The organism is Paracoccus aminovorans (assembly GCF_900005615.1).
GTDB classification, from domain to species: domain Bacteria; phylum Pseudomonadota; class Alphaproteobacteria; order Rhodobacterales; family Rhodobacteraceae; genus Paracoccus; species Paracoccus aminovorans.
Genome location: NZ_LN832559.1, coordinates 281,393 through 300,671, shown reverse-complemented (window position 1 = coordinate 300,671; position 19,279 = coordinate 281,393). Strand labels below are relative to the sequence as shown.

Genomic DNA, 19,279 nt, shown 5'->3' with positions numbered 1-19,279 from the left:
GTTTTGCATTGTGGCTGCTGCGGTCAGACCTGGCGGCCGCGCTCGATCCGGGCGAATTCGGCGGCGCGGCGGTTGCCCGATTCGTCCCGGGCGCGGGGCCGCATGCGCAGGGCGGCAATGGCCGGATGCAGGCCGGATTCGCGTTCCTGGCGGGTGAAATTGCGGGTGCGGCTGCTGCCGTTTGCCCGCGGTTGATCCGCGATATGTCTGGTCATGTGATAGTCCTCCCGCGCGCGACTATAGCGCGAAGGCGGACCGGTTTCACCCTGGAAGATGCTCAGGCCGCCTTGATTCCCGGCGCGGCGGCCAGCATGGCATGCAGCGCCACCGGGTCCTCGTTCGCGCGCAGCTTGGCGCGCAGGTCCTGGTCGCGCAGCGTGCGCGATACCAGCGCCAGCGCCTTGAGGTGATCCACGCCCGAGCTTTTCGGGGCCAGCAGCGCAAAGATCAGGTCCACCGGCTGGCGGTCCACCGCGTCGAAATCCAGCGGTTTTTCCAGCCGCAGGAACAGTCCGACCACCCGGTCCAGCCCGTGCAGCCGCGCATGCGGCAGCGCCACGCCATGGCCGACGCCGGTCGGGCCCAGCGTCTCGCGTTCCTGCAGCGCATCCAGCGTCTGCGCGGCATCGACGCCATAGACGGCACGCGCCTGTTCGGCGATCTCCTGGAACAAGCGCTTCTTGCTGGTGGTCTGGCTCATCGTCCGCACCGCGGCGGGAGAGAGAATGTCGCTGATCTGCATGTCGCCCGAAATTGTGCTAGTCCCGGCCGCAAGACCGCGGCCGGGACGTTTGGTTCCTCAAGACTGTTCCGTGCAGTCTAGCCCAGGTTGCGGGGGTCGATCCAGCCCACGTTGCCGTCGTCGCGGCGGTGGACGACGTTCACGCCCCCATGTTTCTCGTTGCGGAAGACCAGCAGCGGGCTGCCGGCCAGTTCCATCTGCATCACCGCCTCGCCGACCGAGAGGGTGGGCACGCGGGTCTCCATCTCGGCGATGATCATAGGTTGCAGGCCGTCGTCCCGGGTTTCCCATTCGTCCTCGTCGGCGGCCAGCACATACATGCCGGCGGCCTCGAAGGCAACCGGCTCGACCCGGTCCTTGTGGTGGTCCTTCAACCGGCGCTTGTAGCGGCGCAGCTGCTTGTCCATGCGCTCGCGGCATTGCTCGAAAGCGGCATAGACCTCGGTCGAGGCGCCCTTGGCCGTCACGTTCAGGCCGGTGGACAGATGCACCACGGCGTCGCAGATGAATTCATGCGCGTTGCGCGAAAAGATCACGGTCGCGTCGGTGGGACGCTGGGAATACTTGTCGATGGTCTCGCCCAGTTCGGTTTTCACATGCGTCGAAAGCGCGTCGCCGACGTCGATCTGTTTTCCGCTGATCTGGTAGCGCATGGTTGTCCGTCCTTTCGGTTGCCCGGTGTGGTCGCGGCCCTCGCGCAGGCGCCGCCCGGGTTTGTCGGGCCGGGCGTTCTTGCCCCGCCGTCCCTTCATTTGGTGACAGCCGCGGGCCTGTGTCAACGGCTGCGCGAAGGGAACGTCAGAGCGAACGGATCAGTTCATCCGAAAGGCTTCGCCCAGATAGACGCGGCGGACCTGCGGATCGGCCACGATCTCGGCCGTGGCGCCCGACATCAGCACGTGGCCGTCGTGCAGGATATAGGCGCGGTCGACGATCTCCAGCGTCTCGCGGACGTTGTGATCGGTGATCAGCACGCCGATGCCGCGGCTTTTCAGGTCGTGGACCAGGCTGCGGATCTCGCCCACGGCGATGGGATCGACGCCGGCGAAGGGTTCGTCCAGAAGCAGATAGGCCGGATCGGCCGCCAGGCAGCGCGCGATCTCGACCCGGCGCCGCTCGCCCCCCGACAGCGCCATGGCCGAGGCGCCGCGCAGATGCCCGATCGAGAAATCGCCCAAGAGTTCCTCAAGCCGCTCGCGGCGCTGGTGGACATGCGGCTCGACCAGTTCCAGCACCGCCATGATGTTCTGCTCGACCGTCAATCCGCGAAAGATCGACATTTCCTGCGGCAGATAGCCGATGCCCATCTGGGCACGGCGATACATCGGCAGCCGCGTCGCGTCCCGGCCGTCGATCAGCACCTGCCCCGAATCGGGCGAGACCAGCCCGGCGACGCAATAGAAGCAGGTCGTCTTGCCCGAGCCGTTCGGCCCCAGCAGCGCCACCACCTCGCCCCGGTCCAGCCGCAGCGCCACGTCGCGGATCACCGGACGGTTGCGATAGGATTTGCGCAGGCCGCTGACCCGCAGTCCCTGTTCCGGCTGGCTCATCGCTGGCTTCCCGGTTGCAGCACGCTGCGCACCCGGCCCGAGGCCTGGGCCGTGCCGGTGGCGAGGTTCACCGTGACCTTCTCGCCCGCCAGCACATTGCCGCCCTGGGTCAGCAGCACGTCGCCGGTCAGCACGACATTGCCCGATTCGACGTCGTAATCGGCGGCCTTGGCCTCGGCCGCGTCCGCGCCGCTGACCAAAGTGACGCCGCCCTCGGCATGCAGCGCGCTGATACGGCTCGAGCCGCCCTGGGCATAGGTCACGGTGACGCTGTCGGCGGAAAGCCGCATTGCGCCCTGGCCGATCAGCACATTGCCGCTGAAGGTCGCCCGGCCGGTCTTCTGATCCACCGACAGCGCGTCGGCAGTGACCTCGACCGGCTGCTTCACGTCCTGCGCATTGCCGAAGCCCGAGGTCGCCTGCGCGCCGGCCGCGCCCGTTTGCCCGCACACCAGCGCAAGCGACAGGATCACAGGCAAAAGCGGTCCGGGCCGGATCATCGGGTTTCCTTTCTGGCGCATGAGAAGCCCCGGAATGCGGCGGAGGGGCGCAAGGGTCATGGCCGGTATATCAATCGGACTCCGCCGCTCAAATCAAGAACGTGATCGCCGCTGCCGTCGCCCGAGGGGCGCAATTCGGCCCGGCCGGCGGTCAGTTCGCCGAAGGGGGCGCGGACATTGACCTCGTCGTCGGACACCACGGTGCCGGCGGTGGTCGAGGCCAGGAACTCGGGCGCGGTCAGCACCCAGCCGTCGGCGGTAGTCATGCGTGCGCCCTCGCCCAGCCGGACCTGGTCGCCCGCCAGCGAGGCGGCTCCGGCGCTGACGTCCGCCGCCCGGCCGTCGCGGCCGCGCAGCGTCATGCGCACCGCCGTCGCGCTGCCGCCGCCCTTTTTGTCCGGCACCGCCTCGTCGCCGGTGACGCTGATCTGGGCGCCGTCCTCGGTCACGCCGGCATAGCTGGGGCTGGTCACCACCTGCCGCTCGGCCAGTTCGCGCGGGTCGACGTCGGCATAGGGGATGCTGGCCTCGGGGTCGGGCTTGCGGCCCAGGAGGAACAGCACCGACAGGATCGCCAGCGCCGTCAGCGGCAGGATCACGCGCAGCAGGGCCACGATGCGCGAGCGGGTCATGGCCTAGACCATCCCGGTGCGCAGGAAGTCGTGGATATGGATCAGCCCGACCGGCTGGCCGTCCTCGGCCACCACGAACAGGCTGGTGATGCGGCGGTTCTGCATCTCGGCCAGCGCCGCCTCGGCCAGCTGCCCGGGGCTGATGGTGCGCGGGCTGCGGGTCATCACCTCGGCAGCGGTATGGTCCAGCAGGCCCTGCATGTGGCGCCGCAAGTCGCCGTCGGTGATGATGCCGGTCAGCCGGCCCTGCGCATCGGTCACGCCGGTGACGCCGAAGCTTTTCTGGCTGATGGTCAGCAGCGCATCGGCCATCGGCGCGGTTTCCTGCACCAGCGGGATGTCCTGATGCATCAGGTCGGCCACGCGCGACAGCTTGGCGCCCAGCTTGCCGCCGGGGTGGAAGGTGCGGAAATGCTCGGGCGTGAACTTGCGGTGCTCCATCAGCGCCACGGCCAGCGCATCGCCCAAGGCCATGGTCATGGTGGTCGAGGTGGTGGGCACGATCCCGGTGCCGCAGGCCTCGGGCGCGGCGGGCAGCACCAGCGCCACGTCGGCCTGGCGCAGCAGGGTCGATTCGGCCCGGCTGGCGACGCCGATCAACGGGATCTGGAAGCGACGGGTATGGGCGATCAGGTCCGCGAGCTCGGGCGTCTCGCCCGAGTTCGACAAGACCAGCGCCACGTCGCTTTGCGTGACCATGCCCAGGTCGCCGTGGCTGGCCTCGGCGGGATGGACGAATTGCGCCGGCGTCCCGGTCGAGGCCAGCGTCGCCGCGATCTTGCGCCCGACATGGCCAGACTTGCCCATGCCCGAGACGACGACGCGGCCGCGCGCGACCAGGATCGCCTCGACCGCGCGGTCGAAGCTGTCGCCAAGGCCGTCGGCCAGCTGCGCGAGGCCCTCGGCCTCGGTCAGGATCACCCTGCGGGCGGTGTCGAGATATGCGCTCATGCCCGGCAACCTAATGGCGGAAGATGTCGTTTTCATCCCCCCAGCCCAGCAGGTCCAGATGGGCCCGGGCGGGAAGGAAGTCGAAACAGGCCTGCGCCAGGCCCATGCGGCCCTCGCGTTCCAGCCGCTTTTCCAGCTCGGCCTTCAGCGCATGCAGGTGCAGCACGTCCGAGGCGGCATATTCCAGCTGCGCATCGGTCAGGTCCGTCGCGCCCCAGTCGCTGGTCTGCTGCTGCTTGGAAATATCGACGCCGACCAGTTCCGACAGCAGGTATTTCAGCCCGTGCCGGTCGGTGAAGGTCCTGACCATCTTGCTGGCGATCTTGGTGCACCAGACCGGCTTGGTCACCACACCCAGGTTAGCCTCCAGCGCGGCGATGTCGAAGCGGCCGAAGTGGAACAGCTTCAGCACCTTGGGATCGGTCAGCATCCGGGTCAGGTTCGGCGCCTTGCGCTGGCCCTTGGCGATCTGGACCAGATGGGCATTGCCGTCGCCCGAACTCATCTGCACCAGGCACAGCCGGTCCCGGCGCGGATCCAGGCCCATGGTCTCGGTATCGATGGCCACGATGGGGCCCAGGTCCAGATCGTCCGGAAGATCGTTCTGATAAAGATTGATGCTCATCTTGCGCTTCTTCGGCTGGGGTTCCCGCCCGCTCTACCCGCTTTCCGGGGGTTTGCGCCAGTCCCTGCCGCGGCGTTTCGCCGCCGCCTGCGCGACAGCGCGCGTCCCGGACCCAATGGGCGCGGGTGCAGCAGATATGCAACATTTCCGACAGAATCCGTAACCCATTCCCCGAAATACCTGAGTGAAATCCTTGTGAGCCCGCTCCGCGCGCGTATAGAGAGACGCAGTTTTTCACGAAGCAAGGCAAACAACCATGCAACTGCGCCGTATCCTTCCCTTGGCGGGGGTGTCTTCGCTTGCCCTGGCCACGGCCCTTTACGCCCAGGAAACCGCACCTGGCACAAGCGGCGGCACTCTGGTCCTGAACCCGATCACCCTGGTCGCCGACGGTCAGGAAAACGTCGAGGCGACTGGCGGCGTGGTGGTCTCGGCCGAGGACATCGAAGCGCTGCAGCCCGCCGACGTGTCCGAACTGTTCGCCCGCGATTCCGCCATCACCGTCTCGGGCGGGGCGGGTCCGGCCAAGCGCATCCACGTCTTTGGCCTTGAGCAGTCGAACCTGGCGGTGACCGTGGACGGCGTGCCGCAGGGTCCGACCAGCTGGCACCACACCGGCTCGAACGTGATCGACCCGGCCTTCCTGAAATCGGTCGAGGTCGAGGCCGGCGCCGCCGCCGCCGACTCGGGGTTCGGTGCGGCGGCGGGTGCCGTGCGCTATGAAACCGTGGGCGCCAAGGATCTGCTGACGGACGGCAAGACCCAGGGCGGACGCGTCGGCCTGTCCTATGGCAGCAACGGCCGCGGCCTCTCCGCTTCGCTGGCCGGCTATGGCGTCTATGGCGGCTTCGATTGGTTCGCCATGATCCACGGCACCAGCGGCGACAATTACGAGGCCGCGAACGGCCGCGAGATGCCGGGGACCGAGCCGGCGGCGCAAGGCGCCCTGGTGAAGCTGGGCTATGAGTTCGACGCGCATCGTCTGGAACTGGCCTATGACTACAACAAGGACGACGCCGACCGCACCATCAAGATGAACATGGACCTGAACGCGGACGACCTGGTCTATCCGCTGAAGGTCACGACCAACACGCTGTCGCTGAAATACAGCTCGACCGCGCCCACCGACGCCTGGGACCCCGAGGCGATGCTGTTCGTCTCGAACAACAAATACGAGCGCCCGAACTACGACCCCGCCCGCACCAACGGCGACATGAACCTGGAAAACCAGACCATCGGCGGCAAGTTGCAGAACACCTACACGCTGGGCCAGGGCAAGATCACGGCCGGCGTCGACTGGGCCTATGACGATTACGACATCGACAACTACGGCAACACCGATCGCCGCTACTGGTCGATGGAGACGATGCAGATCGGCGCCTTCGTGCAGGGCCGCTTCGCCTTCGACAACGGCATCGACCTGTCCACCGGTCTGCGTCTGGACCACCACCGCTTCACCGACTGGAACGGCATCCATCACAACGATACCGGCGCCAGCGTGAACGGTACCGTGTCCTATGAGTTCGCCGAGGGCTATGAGGTCTTTGCCGGCGCTTCGCACACCTGGTCGGGCTACAACTTCGGCGAATACGCCCTGCTGCACGCCCGCACCGCCGACCTGTATGTCCAGGACGGTTTCAAGCCGGCGACCGCGCGCAACATCAAGCTGGGCCTGAACGCCAACCAGGGCAACTGGACCGGCAACCTGACCTTCTTCGACACCCGCCTGAAGAACCTCGGCGAATACAATACCAACGGCCAGTATGACACCGATCCGGCGACGGCGCCCTATCTGGGCAATGCCGACGAATACCGCAGCAAGGGCTTCACGCTGCAAGGCAACTACAGCTGGGGCACGGGCCGGGTCGGCGCCAGCTTCACCAAGGCGGACGTGACCCAGAACGGCAAGGACAAGGTTCCGGACGGCGGCACCGTCATGCCGGTCGGGAACCTCGCCACGCTGTTCATCGACCAGGAGATCCCGCAATACAACATCAAGGTCGGCGGCACGGTGGAATGGGCCGGCAAGCTGGATGCGACCCAGCACCTGAACGCGGATGGCAGCAATGCGGGCTTCAGGGACCACGACTCCTATACCGTTGTGAACATCTATGGCGAATGGCGTCCGCAGAACTACGAGAATGTGGTCGTGCATCTGGGCGTCGATAACCTGTTCGACGAGACCTATTATGAGCGTTCGAGCTATGTCGAGCGCGTCATGGGCACCCGGATCATCGACCCGCTCTATGCCCCCGGCCGCACGGTCACTTTGGGCCTGAAGATGGACTTCTGATCCGTCCGACCCGGAACAGGAAAAGGCTCCGCCGATGCGGGGCCTTTTTCATGGCGCGGCGCCGGTCAGTGTCACGAGGCGCGGTGGACATGCAGGCGGGTCTCATCCCACAAGCCCAGCTTGACCAGCGCGATGGCAATCGAGAGGATCGCCACCGCCAGCCTGGCGCGGGCCACCACCTTGCCGCATTCGGCCAGCTGCCCGCGCAGCTTCAACATCAGCGACGTCATCAGAATGGCCGAGATGCTCAGCGTACAGGCGAAAAGCGCAGGTCAGGGCATTGCTATACATGACGCGCTCCTACAGGTCGGCAGGGTTCACCCCCCGGATCTAGCCCACCGTCGTATCGGCTCAATCCCTCCTGGCCGAACATGACATATCAGATTGTATGAATGATATTTGAAATATCATTATGCCTATGCTAGATATGCTTCATCAAGGATTGGAAATCAGCACATGATGACCTCGGCCCAGATGCGTGCGGCGCGTGCCCTGCTTGGCATCGACCAGAAGCGGCTGGCCGAACTGTCCGGCCTGTCGGTCCCCACGATCCAGCGCATGGAAGCCAGCGACGGCAATGTGCGCGGCATCGTCGAAAGCCTGACCCGCGTGGTCGAGGCGCTCGAAGCCGCCGGGATCGAACTGATCGGCGAGGGTGCGGCCAGCGCCTCGGGCGGGCGCGGCGTGCGGCTGAAATCCGGTCCGACGAGTTAATCGCGACGGCGACCGCCGACGACAGCCGACGATCCCGCCGCCTCCTTTGCGAAGGTGCGGCCCAAGATGATGCAGCAAGCCCGTGCGAACCCCGGTTTCGCGCCGCTTTTCACCCCGAAACTGGTCACCGTCCTGCGCGAGGGCTATGGCGCCGGGCAGCTGCGCGCCGATGCGCTGGCCGGGCTGACCGTCGCCATCGTGGCGCTGCCGCTGTCGATGGCCATTGCCATCGCCTCGGGCGCGACCCCGGCGCAGGGGCTCTATACCGCCATCGTCGGCGGCTTCCTGGTCTCGGCACTGGGCGGTTCGCGCTTCCAGATCGGCGGGCCGGCGGGGGCCTTCATCGTGCTGGTGGCGGGGATCGTCGCGCAATTCGGCATGACGGGGCTGATCCTCGCCACCTTCATGTCGGGGATGATGCTGGTCGCGATCGGGTTACTCAGGCTGGGCACCTTCATCAAGTTCATCCCCTTCCCGGTGACGGTCGGCTTCACCGCCGGCATCGCCGTCATCATCTTCGCCAGCCAGCTGAAGGAAATCTTCGGCCTGACGCTGGCGCATGAGCCGGGCGCGCTGATCGAAAAGCTCGGCGCGCTCTGGGCGGCGCGGGTCACGGTGACGCCGGCGGCACTGGCGCTGGCGCTCGGCACCGTCGCGGTGATCCTGGGGCTGAAGCGCCTGCGTCCGCATTGGCCCGGCATGCTGATCGCTGTGGCACTGGCGGCGGGGGTGACGGCGCTGACCGGGGCGGAGGTCGCCACCATCGGCTCGAAATTCGGCGGCATCCCTTCGTCGCTACCGGCGCCGGCACTGCCGCAGTTCTCGTGGTCCCAGGTCGTGGCGCTGCTGCCCTCGGCGGTGTCACTGACCCTGCTGGGCGCCATCGAATCGCTGCTGTCGGCCGTGGTCGCCGACGGCATGAGCGGCCGCCGCCACCGCTCGAACTGCGAGCTGGTGGCGCAGGGGGTGGCGAACATGGGCTCGGCGCTGTTCGGCGGCATCTGCGTCACCGGCACCATCGCGAGGACCGCGACCAATGTGCGCGCGGGCGCGCATGGGCCGGTGGCCGGAATGCTGCATGCGCTGTTTCTTCTGGGCTTCATGCTGGTCGCGGCGCCGCTGGCCTCCTACATCCCGCTGGCTGCGTTGGCAGGCGTGCTGGCGGTGGTGTCCTGGAACATGGTCGAGAAGCCGGCCATCGCAATCCTGCTGCGCTCGGGCTGGGGCGAGGCTGCGGTGCTGGCGGTGACCTTCGGTCTGACGGTGTTCCGAGACCTGACCGAGGCCATCGTCACCGGGCTGGCTCTGGGATCGGTGCTGTTCATCCAGCGCATGAGCCAGGCCACCGGCATCCAGGACCAGACGCCGCTGGTCGCCCCGGACCGGCCCGACGGAGAGGCGCGGCCGGATGTCCCGCAGCCGCATGACGTGCTGGTCTACCGCATCTCGGGGGCGCTGTTCTTCGGCGCCACGGCCAGCATCGGCTCGGTGCTGGACAATATCCAGGACGGGGCACGGGTGCTGGTGGTGGATTTCAGCGCCGTGCCCTTTCTGGATTCGACCGGGGCCAACATGATCGAGGGGCTGGCCCACAAGGCGCATCGCCGGGGCGTGCAGTTGTGGCTGACCGGTGCCCGTCGCGACATCCGCCGCGTATTGCTGACCCATGGGCTGCGGCGGCCGTTGGCACGCTATGCCGCGACGGTCGAGGACGCGCTGCATCGCGGAAATGACAAAGAGGCGGCCTGAACCGCCTCTTTGTCGCTGTTGCCCGGGCTTCGCGGTTGCTGGCCTCCGGCGGGGATATTTGGGCACAAAAGAAAATGGGAGGGAGGGCGGCTCGTTGGCCGCCCTGTGCAGTTTCACCCCATGCGCTCGGAGGCGTAGGAGCCCGGGGAGGGGGGGAAGACGACGGTCTTGTTGCCGTTGAGGAAGACGCGGCGGTGGATATGGGCGTGGATGGCGCGGGCCAGGACCTGGCTTTCCACGTCGCGGCCCAGCGAGACGTAGTCCTCGGGCGACTGGGCGTGGGTGACGCGGATGATGTCCTGCTCGATGATCGGGCCCTCGTCCAGGTCGGCGGTCACGTAATGGCTGGTGGCGCCGATCAGCTTCACACCGCGCTCGAAGGCCTGCTTGTAGGGGTTGGCGCCCTTGAACGACGGCAGGAACGAGTGGTGGATGTTGATGATCCGCCCCGACATCTCCTTGCACATCTGGTCCGACAGAACCTGCATGTAGCGCGCCAGCACGATCAGCTCGGCGCCGCTGTCGCGCACGATGCGCAGCTGCTCGGCCTCGGCCTGGGGCTTGTTCTCCTTGGTGACCTTGATGCAATGGAACGGCAGGTCGTGGTTCACCACCACCTTCTGATAGTCCATGTGGTTGCTGATCACCGCCACGATGTCGATCGGCAGCGCGCCGATGCGCCAGCGGTACAGCAGGTCGTTCAGGCAGTGGCCGAAGCGGCTGACCATGATCACGACCTTCATCTTCTCGGTCTCGTCATGGAAGGACGAGACCATGTCGAAGCTTTCCGAGATCTCGGCGAAGTCCCGGCGCAGCTCCTCCAGCCCCACGCCCTCTTCGGAGAGGAAGCTGACGCGCATGAAGAACTGGTCGTTCTCCATGTCGTCGAACTGGCTGGAATCGGTGATGTTGCAGCCCTTCTCGGCCAGATAGCCCGAGATGGCGGCGACGATGCCGCGCTTGGTGGCGCAGGCGACGGTCAGGCAGTATTTGGTCATTGCTTTCTCCACTGTCCCGGGCACCGGGCCCGGCTTCTTTTGTGCACAAATATCCCGGGGGAACGCGGCTGCGGCCCCATCGAGGGGCCGCAGCCGCGTGGGGGCGGAGCCCCCGGGCCCCCCGGCAGGTCTCAGGCGACGGTTTCCTCGGTGCCCACCAGCTCGGGGTCGGGCAGGCCGTTGGCCCGGCAGCAGGCGGTCAGCGTATTGGCCAGCAGGCAGGCGATGGTCATCGGCCCGACGCCGCCCGGCACCGGGGTGATGGCACCGGCGACCTGGGCGGCGCTGTCGTAGTCGACATCGCCGACCAGCCGGGTCTTGCCGCCTTCCTCGATGCGGTTGATGCCGACGTCGATCACCGTGGCGCCGGGCTTGACCCAGTCGCCGGGGATCATCCGCGGCCGGCCGACGGCGGCGACCAGGATGTCGGCGCCGCGGCAGACCGCGGCCAGGTCCTTGGTGCGGCTGTGCGCGATGGTGACGGTGCAGCTTTCCTTCAGCAGCAGTTGCGCCATCGGCTTGCCGACGATGTTCGAGCGTCCCACGACCACCGCGTTCAGCCCCGCCAGATCGCCCAGCCGGTCCTTGAGCATCAGCAGGCAGCCCAGCGGCGTGCAGGGCACCATGCTCTTCTGCCCGGTGCCCAAGAGGCCGACGTTCAGGATGTGGAACCCGTCCACGTCCTTCTGGGGGTCGATGGCGTTGATGACCGCCTCGGCGTCCATGTGGCCGGGCAGCGGCAGCTGCACCAGGATGCCGTGCACGGCCGGGTCGGCATTGAGCCTGGCGACCAGCGCCAGCAGTTCCTCTTGCGAGACAGAGGCGTCGAGCTTGTGCTCGAAGCTTTCCATGCCGGCCTCGCGGGTCTGGATGCCCTTGTTCCTGACATAGACCTGGCTCGCCGGATCCTCGCCCACCAGAACCACCGCAAGCCCGGGAACGATCCCCCGCGCCTTCAGCTCCGAAACCGAAGCCGCAACACGACCCCGAACCCCAGACGAAAACAACTTCCCGTCAATGATATCTGCTGCCATCCGCCCACCTCCTTCACTTTCCGCGCCACGACGTTCCGCGTCGGCCGGGCCGCCTGGCCCTCCGCCCTCGCTTGCGGATAGCACAGGTGCCGCGATGCACAAGTCAGACACAAAGCCTAGACCCGCCCACCGTCGGGGTCGTCTCTATCCCGTCGCGGTCTTTTTCCAACCGATGCCCGGATGAGCCCGGCCGGTTTGCGACAACGTGTCGCGATTTCGCGACCCGGATTGCGTCAGCGGAACAGATGGTTTGCGACAGTCCACAGCCCGATGCCCATCAGCGCCAGCGCGACCAGCGCCAGCAGCCAGCGCAGCGCCTGCGACAGGCTGGCCCGGCCGCGCAGCCAGCGGCCGAAGACATAGAGCACCAGCCAGAGCGCCACCGCCACTGTCAGGAGCGCCCAGCCGCCCTTGGCGATGCCCGAGCCGGTCCACCAGCCCAGAAAGCCGATCAGCAGCCCCGCCAGCATCGCCAGATACAGCAGCTTGTCGGCCAGCATGCGCCAATAGCTGCCGGGCATGGCGAAGCGGGCGAAGCCCGAGATCAGCCCGCCGCCCGCGCGCAGCGCCGCCGCCGCCCGGGTGCCGACCATGCGCAGGATGCCGTCGTCGGGCAGGTCGTCGATCATCCGCGACAGGATCGCCATGCTGCGGCTGCTCCAGCCGGCGATCTGGGGCGCGCGCGGACCCAGGGGCTTGAAATCCCTGTAGTGATCGCGAAACCGGCTCAGGTCCAGCGCCACCGCGTCCTTGACCCCCAGCGCCCGGGCCGCGGTTTCCTCGAAGGCGTCGTCGTCGATCTGGCTGTCCTTGAGCTTGGCCTTCAGCAGCGCCAGCCGCCGGCTTTCGCCGGGCTTGTCGGCATATTCCTCGGCCAGGATCCGGTTCTGCAGCCTGTCGATCCAGACCTGGCGCTCTTCGGGGCTGCGGTCGGACATCAGCGCGGCGACGATGCGCTCGGCCCCGTCCAGCCGGCCCCAGAGGATGTCGTGTTCGCGCCAGTCGCGGCTGAGAAAGCCACCGAAGGCACCGACCGCGATGCCCGCCAGCTTGGAGGGCCGACCGTTCAGCAGGCTGTCGGCCGGGCTGATGCGGAACACCTCGACCTGGGCATGTTCCTGCAATTCCGAGCCTTCGAGGAAGGGATAGGTCATCACGTCATGCCAGTGGAAGCCTTCGTAGACCGCCTTCAGCTCGGGCAGGCGCAACAGGTCCAGCCCCTCGCGGATGCGGGCGCTGCTCTTGTCGAAGGCGGTGCGCATCTGCCGGCCTTGCTGCGCCAGCGCCTTCTTGACCAGGGGCCGGATCTGCGGCTGCTCATAGACCTGCCGCGCCAGATCGTAGCGCCGTTCCAGCGTCGGCTGCTGCATGGCCTTGCCGTAATGGGCGCCGATCTGCAGGTTCAGGACCCGGATCTCGTCGCCGGTCAGAAGCTTGCCGGCATCGGATTCGCCGGGCCGGGCCAGAGCCCGCATCGCCGCCAGTTCCGCCTCGACCAGCTCGCGGACCGAGCGCAGCAGCCGCACCGATTCCGGCGGCAGCGGCTCGTCCGGCGCGGGCTCCAGCCGGCGGTCGATCTCGGCCCGCAGATGGATCAGGCGCCGCAGCCGGAAGCCCAGGTCGTAGCGGGACAGAAAGGCGCTTTCCGTCTCGCGCCCCGGCTGGTGGTAGGCCGCGAAATGGTCGTCGCGCCAGGCGCGCAGGATTTGGCGCAGATACAGCGCCTCGTCGGAATCCGGGGCATGGCCGGCCAGGCGGGCGACGATGCCGGTCAGGCTGTCGGTGGTGTCGTAGACGCGCAGGTGATGATACAGTGGATAGGTCTGGCCATAGCCGGCGGCGACCTGGTCGGCCAGGTCCAGCCGTTCCAGGTTGTCGGGCTTGCCGGGCTCGTCCATCGCCTGACCGCGCAGCGCCGCCTGCCTTTGGTCGCGCGCCCAGCGGGCCTGCAGCGTGCCCAGCCGTTCCAGCCGGTTGTTCATGCGGGTGATGGCGCGGATGTCGTCGCGAATCACCTCGGTCCGCGGCAGGGTCGAGGCGGCCAGCCGGGCGTTCTGCAGGAAGTCCACCGGCTCGGGCGCCGGCGGCGGCACCACGCCGGTCACCGGGTCCGGCGGGCGGCGCTCCTCGGGGAAAGGGTCGATGAACAGCAGCTTGCGCTCACCCGGCAGGGTGGTCGGGCGGAAGGGGATCAGGTCGATGGCATGGCTGAAGGGCCGGTTGTCCAGATAGCCGCCATCGGCGAACAGCCGGTCCTCGTGGTTCCAGCCGCGCGGAAAGAAGCGCGCATAGGCCGGCGCGCGCGCGTCCGCCGGCATGTCGGCGAAGCGCATCGGCGGAAAGGCCACCGGAAAGGACGAGGTGCAGCGCGCCGCGAAGGCCAGCATGGCGTCGTTTTCGGGGGTGAAGTCGTTCTGCTCGGCGCGGGCCTTGTCGAAGGCGAAATGGAACACGGTCTTGTGGATCTTCTCGTCCAGCCTGGCCCCGGTCAGGTGGATCGGCGCCGGCACGCCCTGCAGGTCGGTGGCGGTCACGAACAGGTCCACCATTTCCGACAGCGGCCGGCCGTCGCCCTTGATGCGGGCGATGGTCTCGCGCAGGACGTCATACATGTGGCGGCCGTCCAGCAGCGACTCGGTCGGGCGCAGCCGGGCGATGCGGGCGGCGCGGTCGTTGAGCAACAGCCCGATGTCGGCCTTGTCCGTCCAGGCCTCGCGCAGCACCGCGACGTCCTTGCTGCCGACCACCAGCGCCTTGGCCAGCGCCACGCCGTTGATGCCGCCCGCCGAGGTGCCCGAGATGATGTCGATCACGAAACGCTTGCGCCCGCCGCGCGGCCCGGCCAATTCGCGCGAGAGCTGGCGATAGATCGTCTCGCCGGGGTCCAGCTCCTCGTCCGGCAGGTCGGAACTGCCGCGGACCATGCGCAAAAGCTCTTGCGCGATGCCGTTCATGTAGATCGCCAGCGAAACGCCGCCGTAAAGGACGACCGCGAAACGCACCTCGCCCGTGGCTTTGTCAACCATGACACCTTCTCCTGAACCCATAGGGGCAGGCCTCGGCCGGCAGCTCCGAAAGCCATTCCGTTTCAGCAGGATATGCGAAAATCCCGGGTTTGTCTTGGCGAAATTCAACCGCCGGGGGACCGGCCCCGCAAGGCCGCACGGCGGTCGTCAGCCGGCCTGGTCCAGGACCGCGCAAAGCTGCGCGACGGTGGGCGGGAACGGGTTGCCCTTCATCGAGGAACTGGCTAGCGAGGCCTCGGCCACCGCCGGGTGCCGCCCGGGGTCGAGCCCCTGCGCCCGCAGGCCGGGCAGGCCGGCATCCCGCGCCCAGCCGGCCAGCGCCTGCGGCGCCTCGTCCGGAGTGCCGCCCAGGACGGCCGCGATCTGATCGCAGACCGCGCGCACCCGGGCCGGGTCTGGGGCGTGGTCGCGGTTCAGCTGCAGCACCGGTCCCAGCAAGGCGCCGCAGATCGCGCCATGCGCGGCCGGGGTCATGCCGCCGATCACGCCCGCCAGCCCGTGCACCGCGCCCAGGCCCCCGTTCGCCAGCGCCATGCCGCCGCACAGGCTGACCCAGGCCATGGTGTCGCGCGCATCGGCATCCTCGGCCTGCATCAGCCGCTGCAGCGCCCGCAAACCCGGCCCGATCACCGGCCGCACCAGCGCATCGGTGAAGGGTGTGGCCTTGGCCGAGACATAAGGCTCGATCACCTGCGCCAGCGCATCCAGCCCCGAGGCCAGCGTCACCCCGCGCGGGCAGCCGTCGGTCAACGCCGGATCGACGATGGCCAGCCGCGGCAGCATGCGCTCGTCCCGGATCGAGACCTTGCGGCCATGATCGGGCAGGCCGATGACCGCGTTGCGCGTCGCCTCGGCCCCGGTTCCGGCGGTGGTCGGCAGCGCGACATAGGGCAGGGGCGCCGCGACCAGCGGCAGGCCGCGGCCCACGACCTCCAGATGGTCCATCACTCCGCCCGGCGCCGGGATCAGCCCGGCCAGCGCCTTGCCCAGGTCCAGCGCCGCGCCGCCGCCCAAGGCCGCGACCCAATCGGCGCCGAAGCGCTTGGCCCGGGCCAGCGTCTCCTGGAGCATCGGCAGCGTCGGCTCGGTCCCGCAGGCGACGGTCAGCACCTCGGCCCCCTCGGCACGCAGCGCCTCGACCAGCCAGGCGGCGCGGGCCGGATCGGCGCCATGCACCAGCACGCCGCGCCCGCCGAAGGCCCGGATCGCGGCGGGGGCCTTTTGCGCCTCGCCGCGGCCAAAGACGGTGCGGCCCGGCAGGGCGAAGGCGAAGGGGGCGATGCGGGTCATGGAGCCTCGCGTAAAAGAACCGCGGCAGGCTGCACCGGCGCCGGCAAGCGGTCAAGCGGCTTTCGTTTCGCCCCTGATCTGTGCCGAACCGAACATCGACGCCGCCGCATCGCCCCGCAAGGAACGCTTGCGCGCCCGTAAAGATGGCATAAAGTGAAGATGTTCCAGCCATGGAGTGTCCCTTGGCCCTCAGCATCCGCCAGAACGAAATCCTCGAACTCGCCCGGGCCGAGGGCCGCGTGCTGGTCGACGACCTGGCCCACCGCTTCGAGGTCACGTTGCAGACCATCCGCCGCGACCTGGGCGAGATGGCCGAGGCCGGGCTTCTGGACCGCGTCCATGGCGGCGCCGTGCCCCGGGCCGGGGCGGTGAATCTGGGCTATGAGGCGCGGCGGCGCATGAACGCCGAGGCCAAGGCCGCCATCGGCGCCGCCTGTGCTGCGGCGATTCCCGACAATTGCAGCCTGATCCTGAACCTGGGCACCACGACCGAGGCGGTGGCTCAGGCCCTGGTCCACCATTCCAACATTACCGTCGTCACCAACAACATGAACGTGGCCAATATCCTGCTGTCCAACCCGGGCTGCGAGATCATGGTGGCCGGGGGTGCGCTGCGGCGTTCCGACGGCGGGCTGGTGGGCGAGCTGACGACGCAGTTCTTCGAGCAGTTCAAGGTCGATTACGCGGTGATCGGCACCTCGGCTTTGGACCATGACGGCGACCTGCTGGACTTCGACCTGGCCGAGGTGCGGGTCAGCCGCTCGATCCTGCGGCAGGCCCGCCGGGCCTTTCTGGTGACGGACCATTCCAAGCTGGGCCGCCCCGCCCCCGCCCGGATCGCCAGCCTGTCCGAACTGGACGCGGTCTTTACCGACCATCCCCTGCCCGAGGACCTGACTCGCCGCTGCGCCGAATGGGGCACCGAGGTGCGGATCTGCCGGAAGACGGGATGAAGGATCTGCCATTTGGATACCGAGGAAGAAGCGGCGTCAAGGATTACGGGCAGCAAGACATAAACATGCGTCCAGGCTGCTGGAATCATTTGGCTTCCAGACCTTCATGCTATGGAAGCGGTTTCTGAAACATTTCAGAAAGCGCTCGTTTCCTTGACACTTGACCCATATATGGGGCGGCAGAGACGTGGCCGAGTGGTCGAAGGCAGACCCCTGCTAAGTTTTTGGTATAATCGCTCAATATTATGATATAATTACGCTTTTCTAGTTCCTCGGATGTTCCTTGCACGTCCCGTGCACGTTTTATTATGCGCGGTTCCGAACCAAACTTTCCTTGTCGCAATCGCCAACCTCCAGCCTCCATGATCTCTCATGTTGGCTTTGTTGGTCACGATCCTGGTCGCGTCTTTGATGGTCTCAAGGCTCGTGTCAAACCAGTCGAAGGAGAACGGCAAGCACGTCATGCGCGCCTTGAAGGAGAACGCGCGGCAAGGCTTCTGGAATGGCTCGCTGCCGCCCATCGGCTACCGCGTGGTCGCGGCCGAGCAGCGCGGCGCGAAGGTCAAGAAGAAGCTGGAAATCGACCCGCTGCACGCCAATACGATCCGGCTGATGTATCGCCTCGCGCTGGAAGGCGAAGGCTCATCCGGCCAGATGGGCGTCAAGGCCATCGTCAAATATCTCAACGGCAAGGGCATCTTCACCCGCGACGGCGGGCGTTGGGGCATCGGTCAGGTCCATCGCGTCCTGACCCGCCGCACCTATATCGGCGAGCATCAGTTCAACAAGCGGGGCAAGTCGAAGGAGTTGAAGCCCGAAGCGGAGGTCATCACCGTGCCGGTGCCGCCCTTGATCGACCGGGAAACCTTCGAAGCGGTGCAGAAGCTGTTGCAGGCCCGCAATCCCAAGACCGAGTTGCCGGCTCGTGTCGTCATCGGGCCGACCCTGCTGACCGGCATCTGCTATTGTGGCAATTGCGGGGGAGCCATGACCATCCGCACCGGCAAGGGCGGCCGCTATCGCTACTATGCCTGCTCGATCAAGGCGCGGCAGGGCGAAACCGGCTGCAAGGGCCGCGCGATCCCCATGGACAAGCTCGACAATATGGTGGTGCGCCATATCGAGGAACGCTTGCTCGATCCCGACCGGCTGGAGAAGCTGCTAGGCAGCGTTCTCGGCCGCCGCGAGGATCAGGCCGAACGCCGCCGTGAGCATATCGCTTCCCTGCAACGTCAGGCCACCGAATCGGAACAGCGCCTCAAGCGGCTCTATGACGCCATCGAGGCGGGCGTTGCCGATCTGGACGACCCGGCGCTCAAGGAGCGTATCGCCGGCCTCAAGGTCATCCGCGATCAGGCGAGGGCCGATGCCGACCGGGCGCAAGCGCTGCTCGAAAGCCCCGGCCACAGCGCCATCACCCCCACGATGATCCAAGGCTTCGCCCGCCGCGCACGCGAGCGTATCCGGGGGACCGAGGGGGGCTATCGGCGGGATCACCTGCGCTCGCTGGCGCAGCGTGTCGAGGTCGCGGACGACGCAATCCGCATCATGGGATCGAAGACGGAACTGCTAAGGACGCTTATTGCGGGCCAAGTGCGGCGATTGGCGTGCCCAGAGGCGGTCTGAAATGGCGGAGGATGGGGGTCTGAAAGACAACCTTCTCCACTTATACTCGTTTGTTTTCAATAGCCTAGCGGACCAAAGATTCGGCTGATCAACGATCCTTCCGCTGATCCGCGACGATCCGCCCGTCCTCAAGCGCCACGAAGCGCGCCGCACGCACTCGCGCCGACACATCTGCGCCGCTGGCCAAGGCCAGCGGCATCCTTGATGTGTAGTGTTTCTTTGGTTATATTGAATACGCGCCGCACATGAGGAGTCTGCGAAGTCCCGCTCCACGACCATGACCGTCTGCCTCAGCGGTGCGTTCAGCGACTTCGTCGCGGCCAATGTCAGCGAGAACGGCTCCTACGAGAACATCAGCGAATACGTGCGTGACCTGATCCGGCGGGACAAGGAGCGGGCAGAGCAGGAGGCGTTCGACAGGCTGAAGGCCGAGTTGACCCGCCCCTTCGCCGGGCCCGAGACCAGCTACAAGCCGCGGACAGCGGCCGAAGTCATTGCCAGCGACCGGGCCTGCGCGTCGGCGAGAAGACCGCACCATCGGGGCCGAACAGCAGCCCCTTCATCCGTAGGGCCGCCGCCGCGTCTCGATACACCTT

Annotated in this window: 18 protein-coding genes and 1 pseudogene; 6 read left to right on the top strand and 13 right to left on the bottom strand. The window is 67.2% G+C overall.

The window, feature by feature from the left end; translation table 11 throughout:
* Positions 1–23: 23 nt before the first annotated feature.
* From JCM7685_RS01540 to JCM7685_RS01505, 8 genes are all read right to left on the bottom strand, one after another.
* Positions 24–215 carry a hypothetical protein gene (locus JCM7685_RS01540; protein WP_074970488.1) on the bottom strand — a complete coding sequence of 64 codons (192 nt, stop codon included), beginning with the start codon at positions 213–215 and terminating at the stop codon, positions 24–26.
* A gap of 62 nt (positions 216–277) precedes the next feature.
* Entirely contained in the window at positions 278–742 is a 465-nt protein-coding gene (locus JCM7685_RS01535) for a PTS sugar transporter subunit IIA (RefSeq protein WP_074970490.1), read from the bottom strand.
* A 77-nt stretch (positions 743–819) separates the two neighbouring features.
* The gene (gene hpf, locus JCM7685_RS01530; RefSeq protein ID WP_074970492.1) at positions 820–1,395 is read right to left on the bottom strand and encodes a ribosome hibernation-promoting factor, HPF/YfiA family; all 576 of its coding nucleotides are present in this window, start codon (positions 1,393–1,395) and stop codon (positions 820–822) included.
* Between the two features lie 159 nt (positions 1,396–1,554).
* A complete protein-coding gene (lptB, locus tag JCM7685_RS01525) occupies positions 1,555–2,292 on the bottom strand; it encodes an LPS export ABC transporter ATP-binding protein (RefSeq protein ID WP_074970494.1) in 738 nt (245 codons plus the stop codon).
* Positions 2,289–2,792: a lipopolysaccharide transport periplasmic protein LptA gene (gene lptA, locus JCM7685_RS01520; protein ID WP_074970496.1), complete on the bottom strand. Its 504-nt coding sequence runs from the start codon at positions 2,790–2,792 to the stop codon at positions 2,289–2,291. Before lptA ends, lptB begins: the two co-directional genes overlap by 4 nt.
* Positions 2,793–2,848: 56 nt before the next feature.
* Positions 2,849–3,424 (bottom strand): hypothetical protein, encoded by a 576-nt coding sequence (locus JCM7685_RS01515; RefSeq protein WP_074970497.1) that lies wholly within the window; start codon positions 3,422–3,424, stop codon positions 2,849–2,851.
* 3 nt (positions 3,425–3,427) lie between these two features.
* On the bottom strand, positions 3,428–4,375 hold the full coding sequence (locus JCM7685_RS01510) for a KpsF/GutQ family sugar-phosphate isomerase (protein WP_074970499.1): 948 nt from the start codon (positions 4,373–4,375) through the stop codon (positions 3,428–3,430).
* Between the two features lie 10 nt (positions 4,376–4,385).
* A complete protein-coding gene (locus JCM7685_RS01505; protein ID WP_074970501.1) occupies positions 4,386–5,000 on the bottom strand; it encodes a ribonuclease D in 615 nt (204 codons plus the stop codon).
* A gap of 256 nt (positions 5,001–5,256) precedes the next feature.
* On the opposite strand from JCM7685_RS01505, the gene JCM7685_RS01500 reads away from it, so the two are divergent.
* A complete protein-coding gene (locus JCM7685_RS01500; RefSeq protein WP_074970503.1) occupies positions 5,257–7,293 on the top strand; it encodes a TonB-dependent receptor domain-containing protein in 2,037 nt (678 codons plus the stop codon).
* A 71-nt stretch (positions 7,294–7,364) separates the two neighbouring features.
* On the opposite strand, the gene JCM7685_RS19775 is transcribed toward JCM7685_RS01500, so the two are convergent.
* Positions 7,365–7,523 (bottom strand): hypothetical protein, encoded by a 159-nt coding sequence (locus JCM7685_RS19775; protein WP_170848978.1) that lies wholly within the window; start codon positions 7,521–7,523, stop codon positions 7,365–7,367.
* Positions 7,524–7,749: 226 nt separating this feature from the next.
* Between JCM7685_RS19775 and JCM7685_RS01495 the strand changes: the two genes are divergently transcribed.
* Both JCM7685_RS01495 and JCM7685_RS01490 read left to right on the top strand, forming a co-directional pair.
* Positions 7,750–8,007, top strand: coding sequence for a helix-turn-helix domain-containing protein (locus JCM7685_RS01495; RefSeq protein WP_074970505.1), 258 nt, complete (start codon positions 7,750–7,752; stop codon positions 8,005–8,007).
* A gap of 66 nt (positions 8,008–8,073) precedes the next feature.
* On the top strand, positions 8,074–9,756 hold the full coding sequence (locus JCM7685_RS01490) for a SulP family inorganic anion transporter (RefSeq protein ID WP_074970507.1): 1,683 nt from the start codon (positions 8,074–8,076) through the stop codon (positions 9,754–9,756).
* Between the two features lie 113 nt (positions 9,757–9,869).
* Here the strand turns inward: JCM7685_RS01490 and purU are convergent, their stop codons facing one another.
* The 4 genes from purU to JCM7685_RS01470 all read right to left on the bottom strand — a co-directional run bounded on the left by purU (position 9,870) and on the right by JCM7685_RS01470 (position 16,095).
* Positions 9,870–10,754: a formyltetrahydrofolate deformylase gene (gene purU / locus JCM7685_RS01485; protein ID WP_074970509.1), complete on the bottom strand. Its 885-nt coding sequence runs from the start codon at positions 10,752–10,754 to the stop codon at positions 9,870–9,872.
* Between the two features lie 131 nt (positions 10,755–10,885).
* On the bottom strand, positions 10,886–11,788 hold the full coding sequence (folD, locus tag JCM7685_RS01480) for a bifunctional methylenetetrahydrofolate dehydrogenase/methenyltetrahydrofolate cyclohydrolase FolD (protein WP_074971088.1): 903 nt from the start codon (positions 11,786–11,788) through the stop codon (positions 10,886–10,888).
* A 233-nt stretch (positions 11,789–12,021) separates the two neighbouring features.
* Complete coding sequence (locus JCM7685_RS01475) at positions 12,022–14,814, bottom strand: patatin-like protein (RefSeq protein WP_074971090.1); 2,793 nt, start codon at positions 14,812–14,814, stop codon at positions 12,022–12,024.
* A 147-nt stretch (positions 14,815–14,961) separates the two neighbouring features.
* Positions 14,962–16,095, bottom strand: coding sequence for an iron-containing alcohol dehydrogenase (locus tag JCM7685_RS01470; protein ID WP_074971094.1), 1,134 nt, complete (start codon positions 16,093–16,095; stop codon positions 14,962–14,964).
* Positions 16,096–16,286: 191 nt separating this feature from the next.
* Here JCM7685_RS01470 and JCM7685_RS01465 point away from each other — a divergent pair, with 191 nt between their 5' ends.
* The 3 genes and pseudogenes from JCM7685_RS01465 to JCM7685_RS01455 form a co-directional block, all read left to right on the top strand.
* The gene (locus JCM7685_RS01465; RefSeq protein WP_074971096.1) at positions 16,287–17,057 is read left to right on the top strand and encodes a DeoR/GlpR family DNA-binding transcription regulator; all 771 of its coding nucleotides are present in this window, start codon (positions 16,287–16,289) and stop codon (positions 17,055–17,057) included.
* Positions 17,058–17,441: 384 nt separating this feature from the next.
* A complete protein-coding gene (locus JCM7685_RS01460; RefSeq protein ID WP_197701063.1) occupies positions 17,442–18,683 on the top strand; it encodes a recombinase family protein in 1,242 nt (413 codons plus the stop codon).
* A 277-nt stretch (positions 18,684–18,960) separates the two neighbouring features.
* Positions 18,961–19,191, top strand: a pseudogene (locus tag JCM7685_RS01455) (ribbon-helix-helix domain-containing protein); the annotation flags it as partial.
* Positions 19,192–19,279: the final 88 nt, after the last annotated feature.

What these genes read in the sequence shown, in the direction of transcription:
- folD (WP_074971088.1), bottom strand. Translation starts at nt 11,788, where the DNA reads ATGGCAGCAGATATCATTGACGGGAAGTTGTTTTCGTCTGGGGTTCGG.
- JCM7685_RS01515 (WP_074970497.1), bottom strand. Translation starts at nt 3,424, where the DNA reads ATGACCCGCTCGCGCATCGTGGCCCTGCTGCGCGTGATCCTGCCGCTG.
- purU (WP_074970509.1), bottom strand. Translation starts at nt 10,754, where the DNA reads ATGACCAAATACTGCCTGACCGTCGCCTGCGCCACCAAGCGCGGCATC.
- JCM7685_RS01500 (WP_074970503.1), top strand. Translation starts at nt 5,257, where the DNA reads ATGCAACTGCGCCGTATCCTTCCCTTGGCGGGGGTGTCTTCGCTTGCC.
- lptB (WP_074970494.1), bottom strand. Translation starts at nt 2,292, where the DNA reads ATGAGCCAGCCGGAACAGGGACTGCGGGTCAGCGGCCTGCGCAAATCC.
- JCM7685_RS01510 (WP_074970499.1), bottom strand. Translation starts at nt 4,375, where the DNA reads ATGAGCGCATATCTCGACACCGCCCGCAGGGTGATCCTGACCGAGGCC.
- JCM7685_RS19775 (WP_170848978.1), bottom strand. Translation starts at nt 7,523, where the DNA reads ATGACGTCGCTGATGTTGAAGCTGCGCGGGCAGCTGGCCGAATGCGGC.
- JCM7685_RS01490 (WP_074970507.1), top strand. Translation starts at nt 8,074, where the DNA reads ATGATGCAGCAAGCCCGTGCGAACCCCGGTTTCGCGCCGCTTTTCACC.
- JCM7685_RS01540 (WP_074970488.1), bottom strand. Translation starts at nt 215, where the DNA reads ATGACCAGACATATCGCGGATCAACCGCGGGCAAACGGCAGCAGCCGC.
- JCM7685_RS01475 (WP_074971090.1), bottom strand. Translation starts at nt 14,814, where the DNA reads ATGGTTGACAAAGCCACGGGCGAGGTGCGTTTCGCGGTCGTCCTTTAC.
- JCM7685_RS01495 (WP_074970505.1), top strand. Translation starts at nt 7,750, where the DNA reads ATGATGACCTCGGCCCAGATGCGTGCGGCGCGTGCCCTGCTTGGCATC.
- JCM7685_RS01535 (WP_074970490.1), bottom strand. Translation starts at nt 742, where the DNA reads ATGCAGATCAGCGACATTCTCTCTCCCGCCGCGGTGCGGACGATGAGC.
- JCM7685_RS01505 (WP_074970501.1), bottom strand. Translation starts at nt 5,000, where the DNA reads ATGAGCATCAATCTTTATCAGAACGATCTTCCGGACGATCTGGACCTG.
- lptA (WP_074970496.1), bottom strand. Translation starts at nt 2,792, where the DNA reads ATGATCCGGCCCGGACCGCTTTTGCCTGTGATCCTGTCGCTTGCGCTG.
- hpf (WP_074970492.1), bottom strand. Translation starts at nt 1,395, where the DNA reads ATGCGCTACCAGATCAGCGGAAAACAGATCGACGTCGGCGACGCGCTT.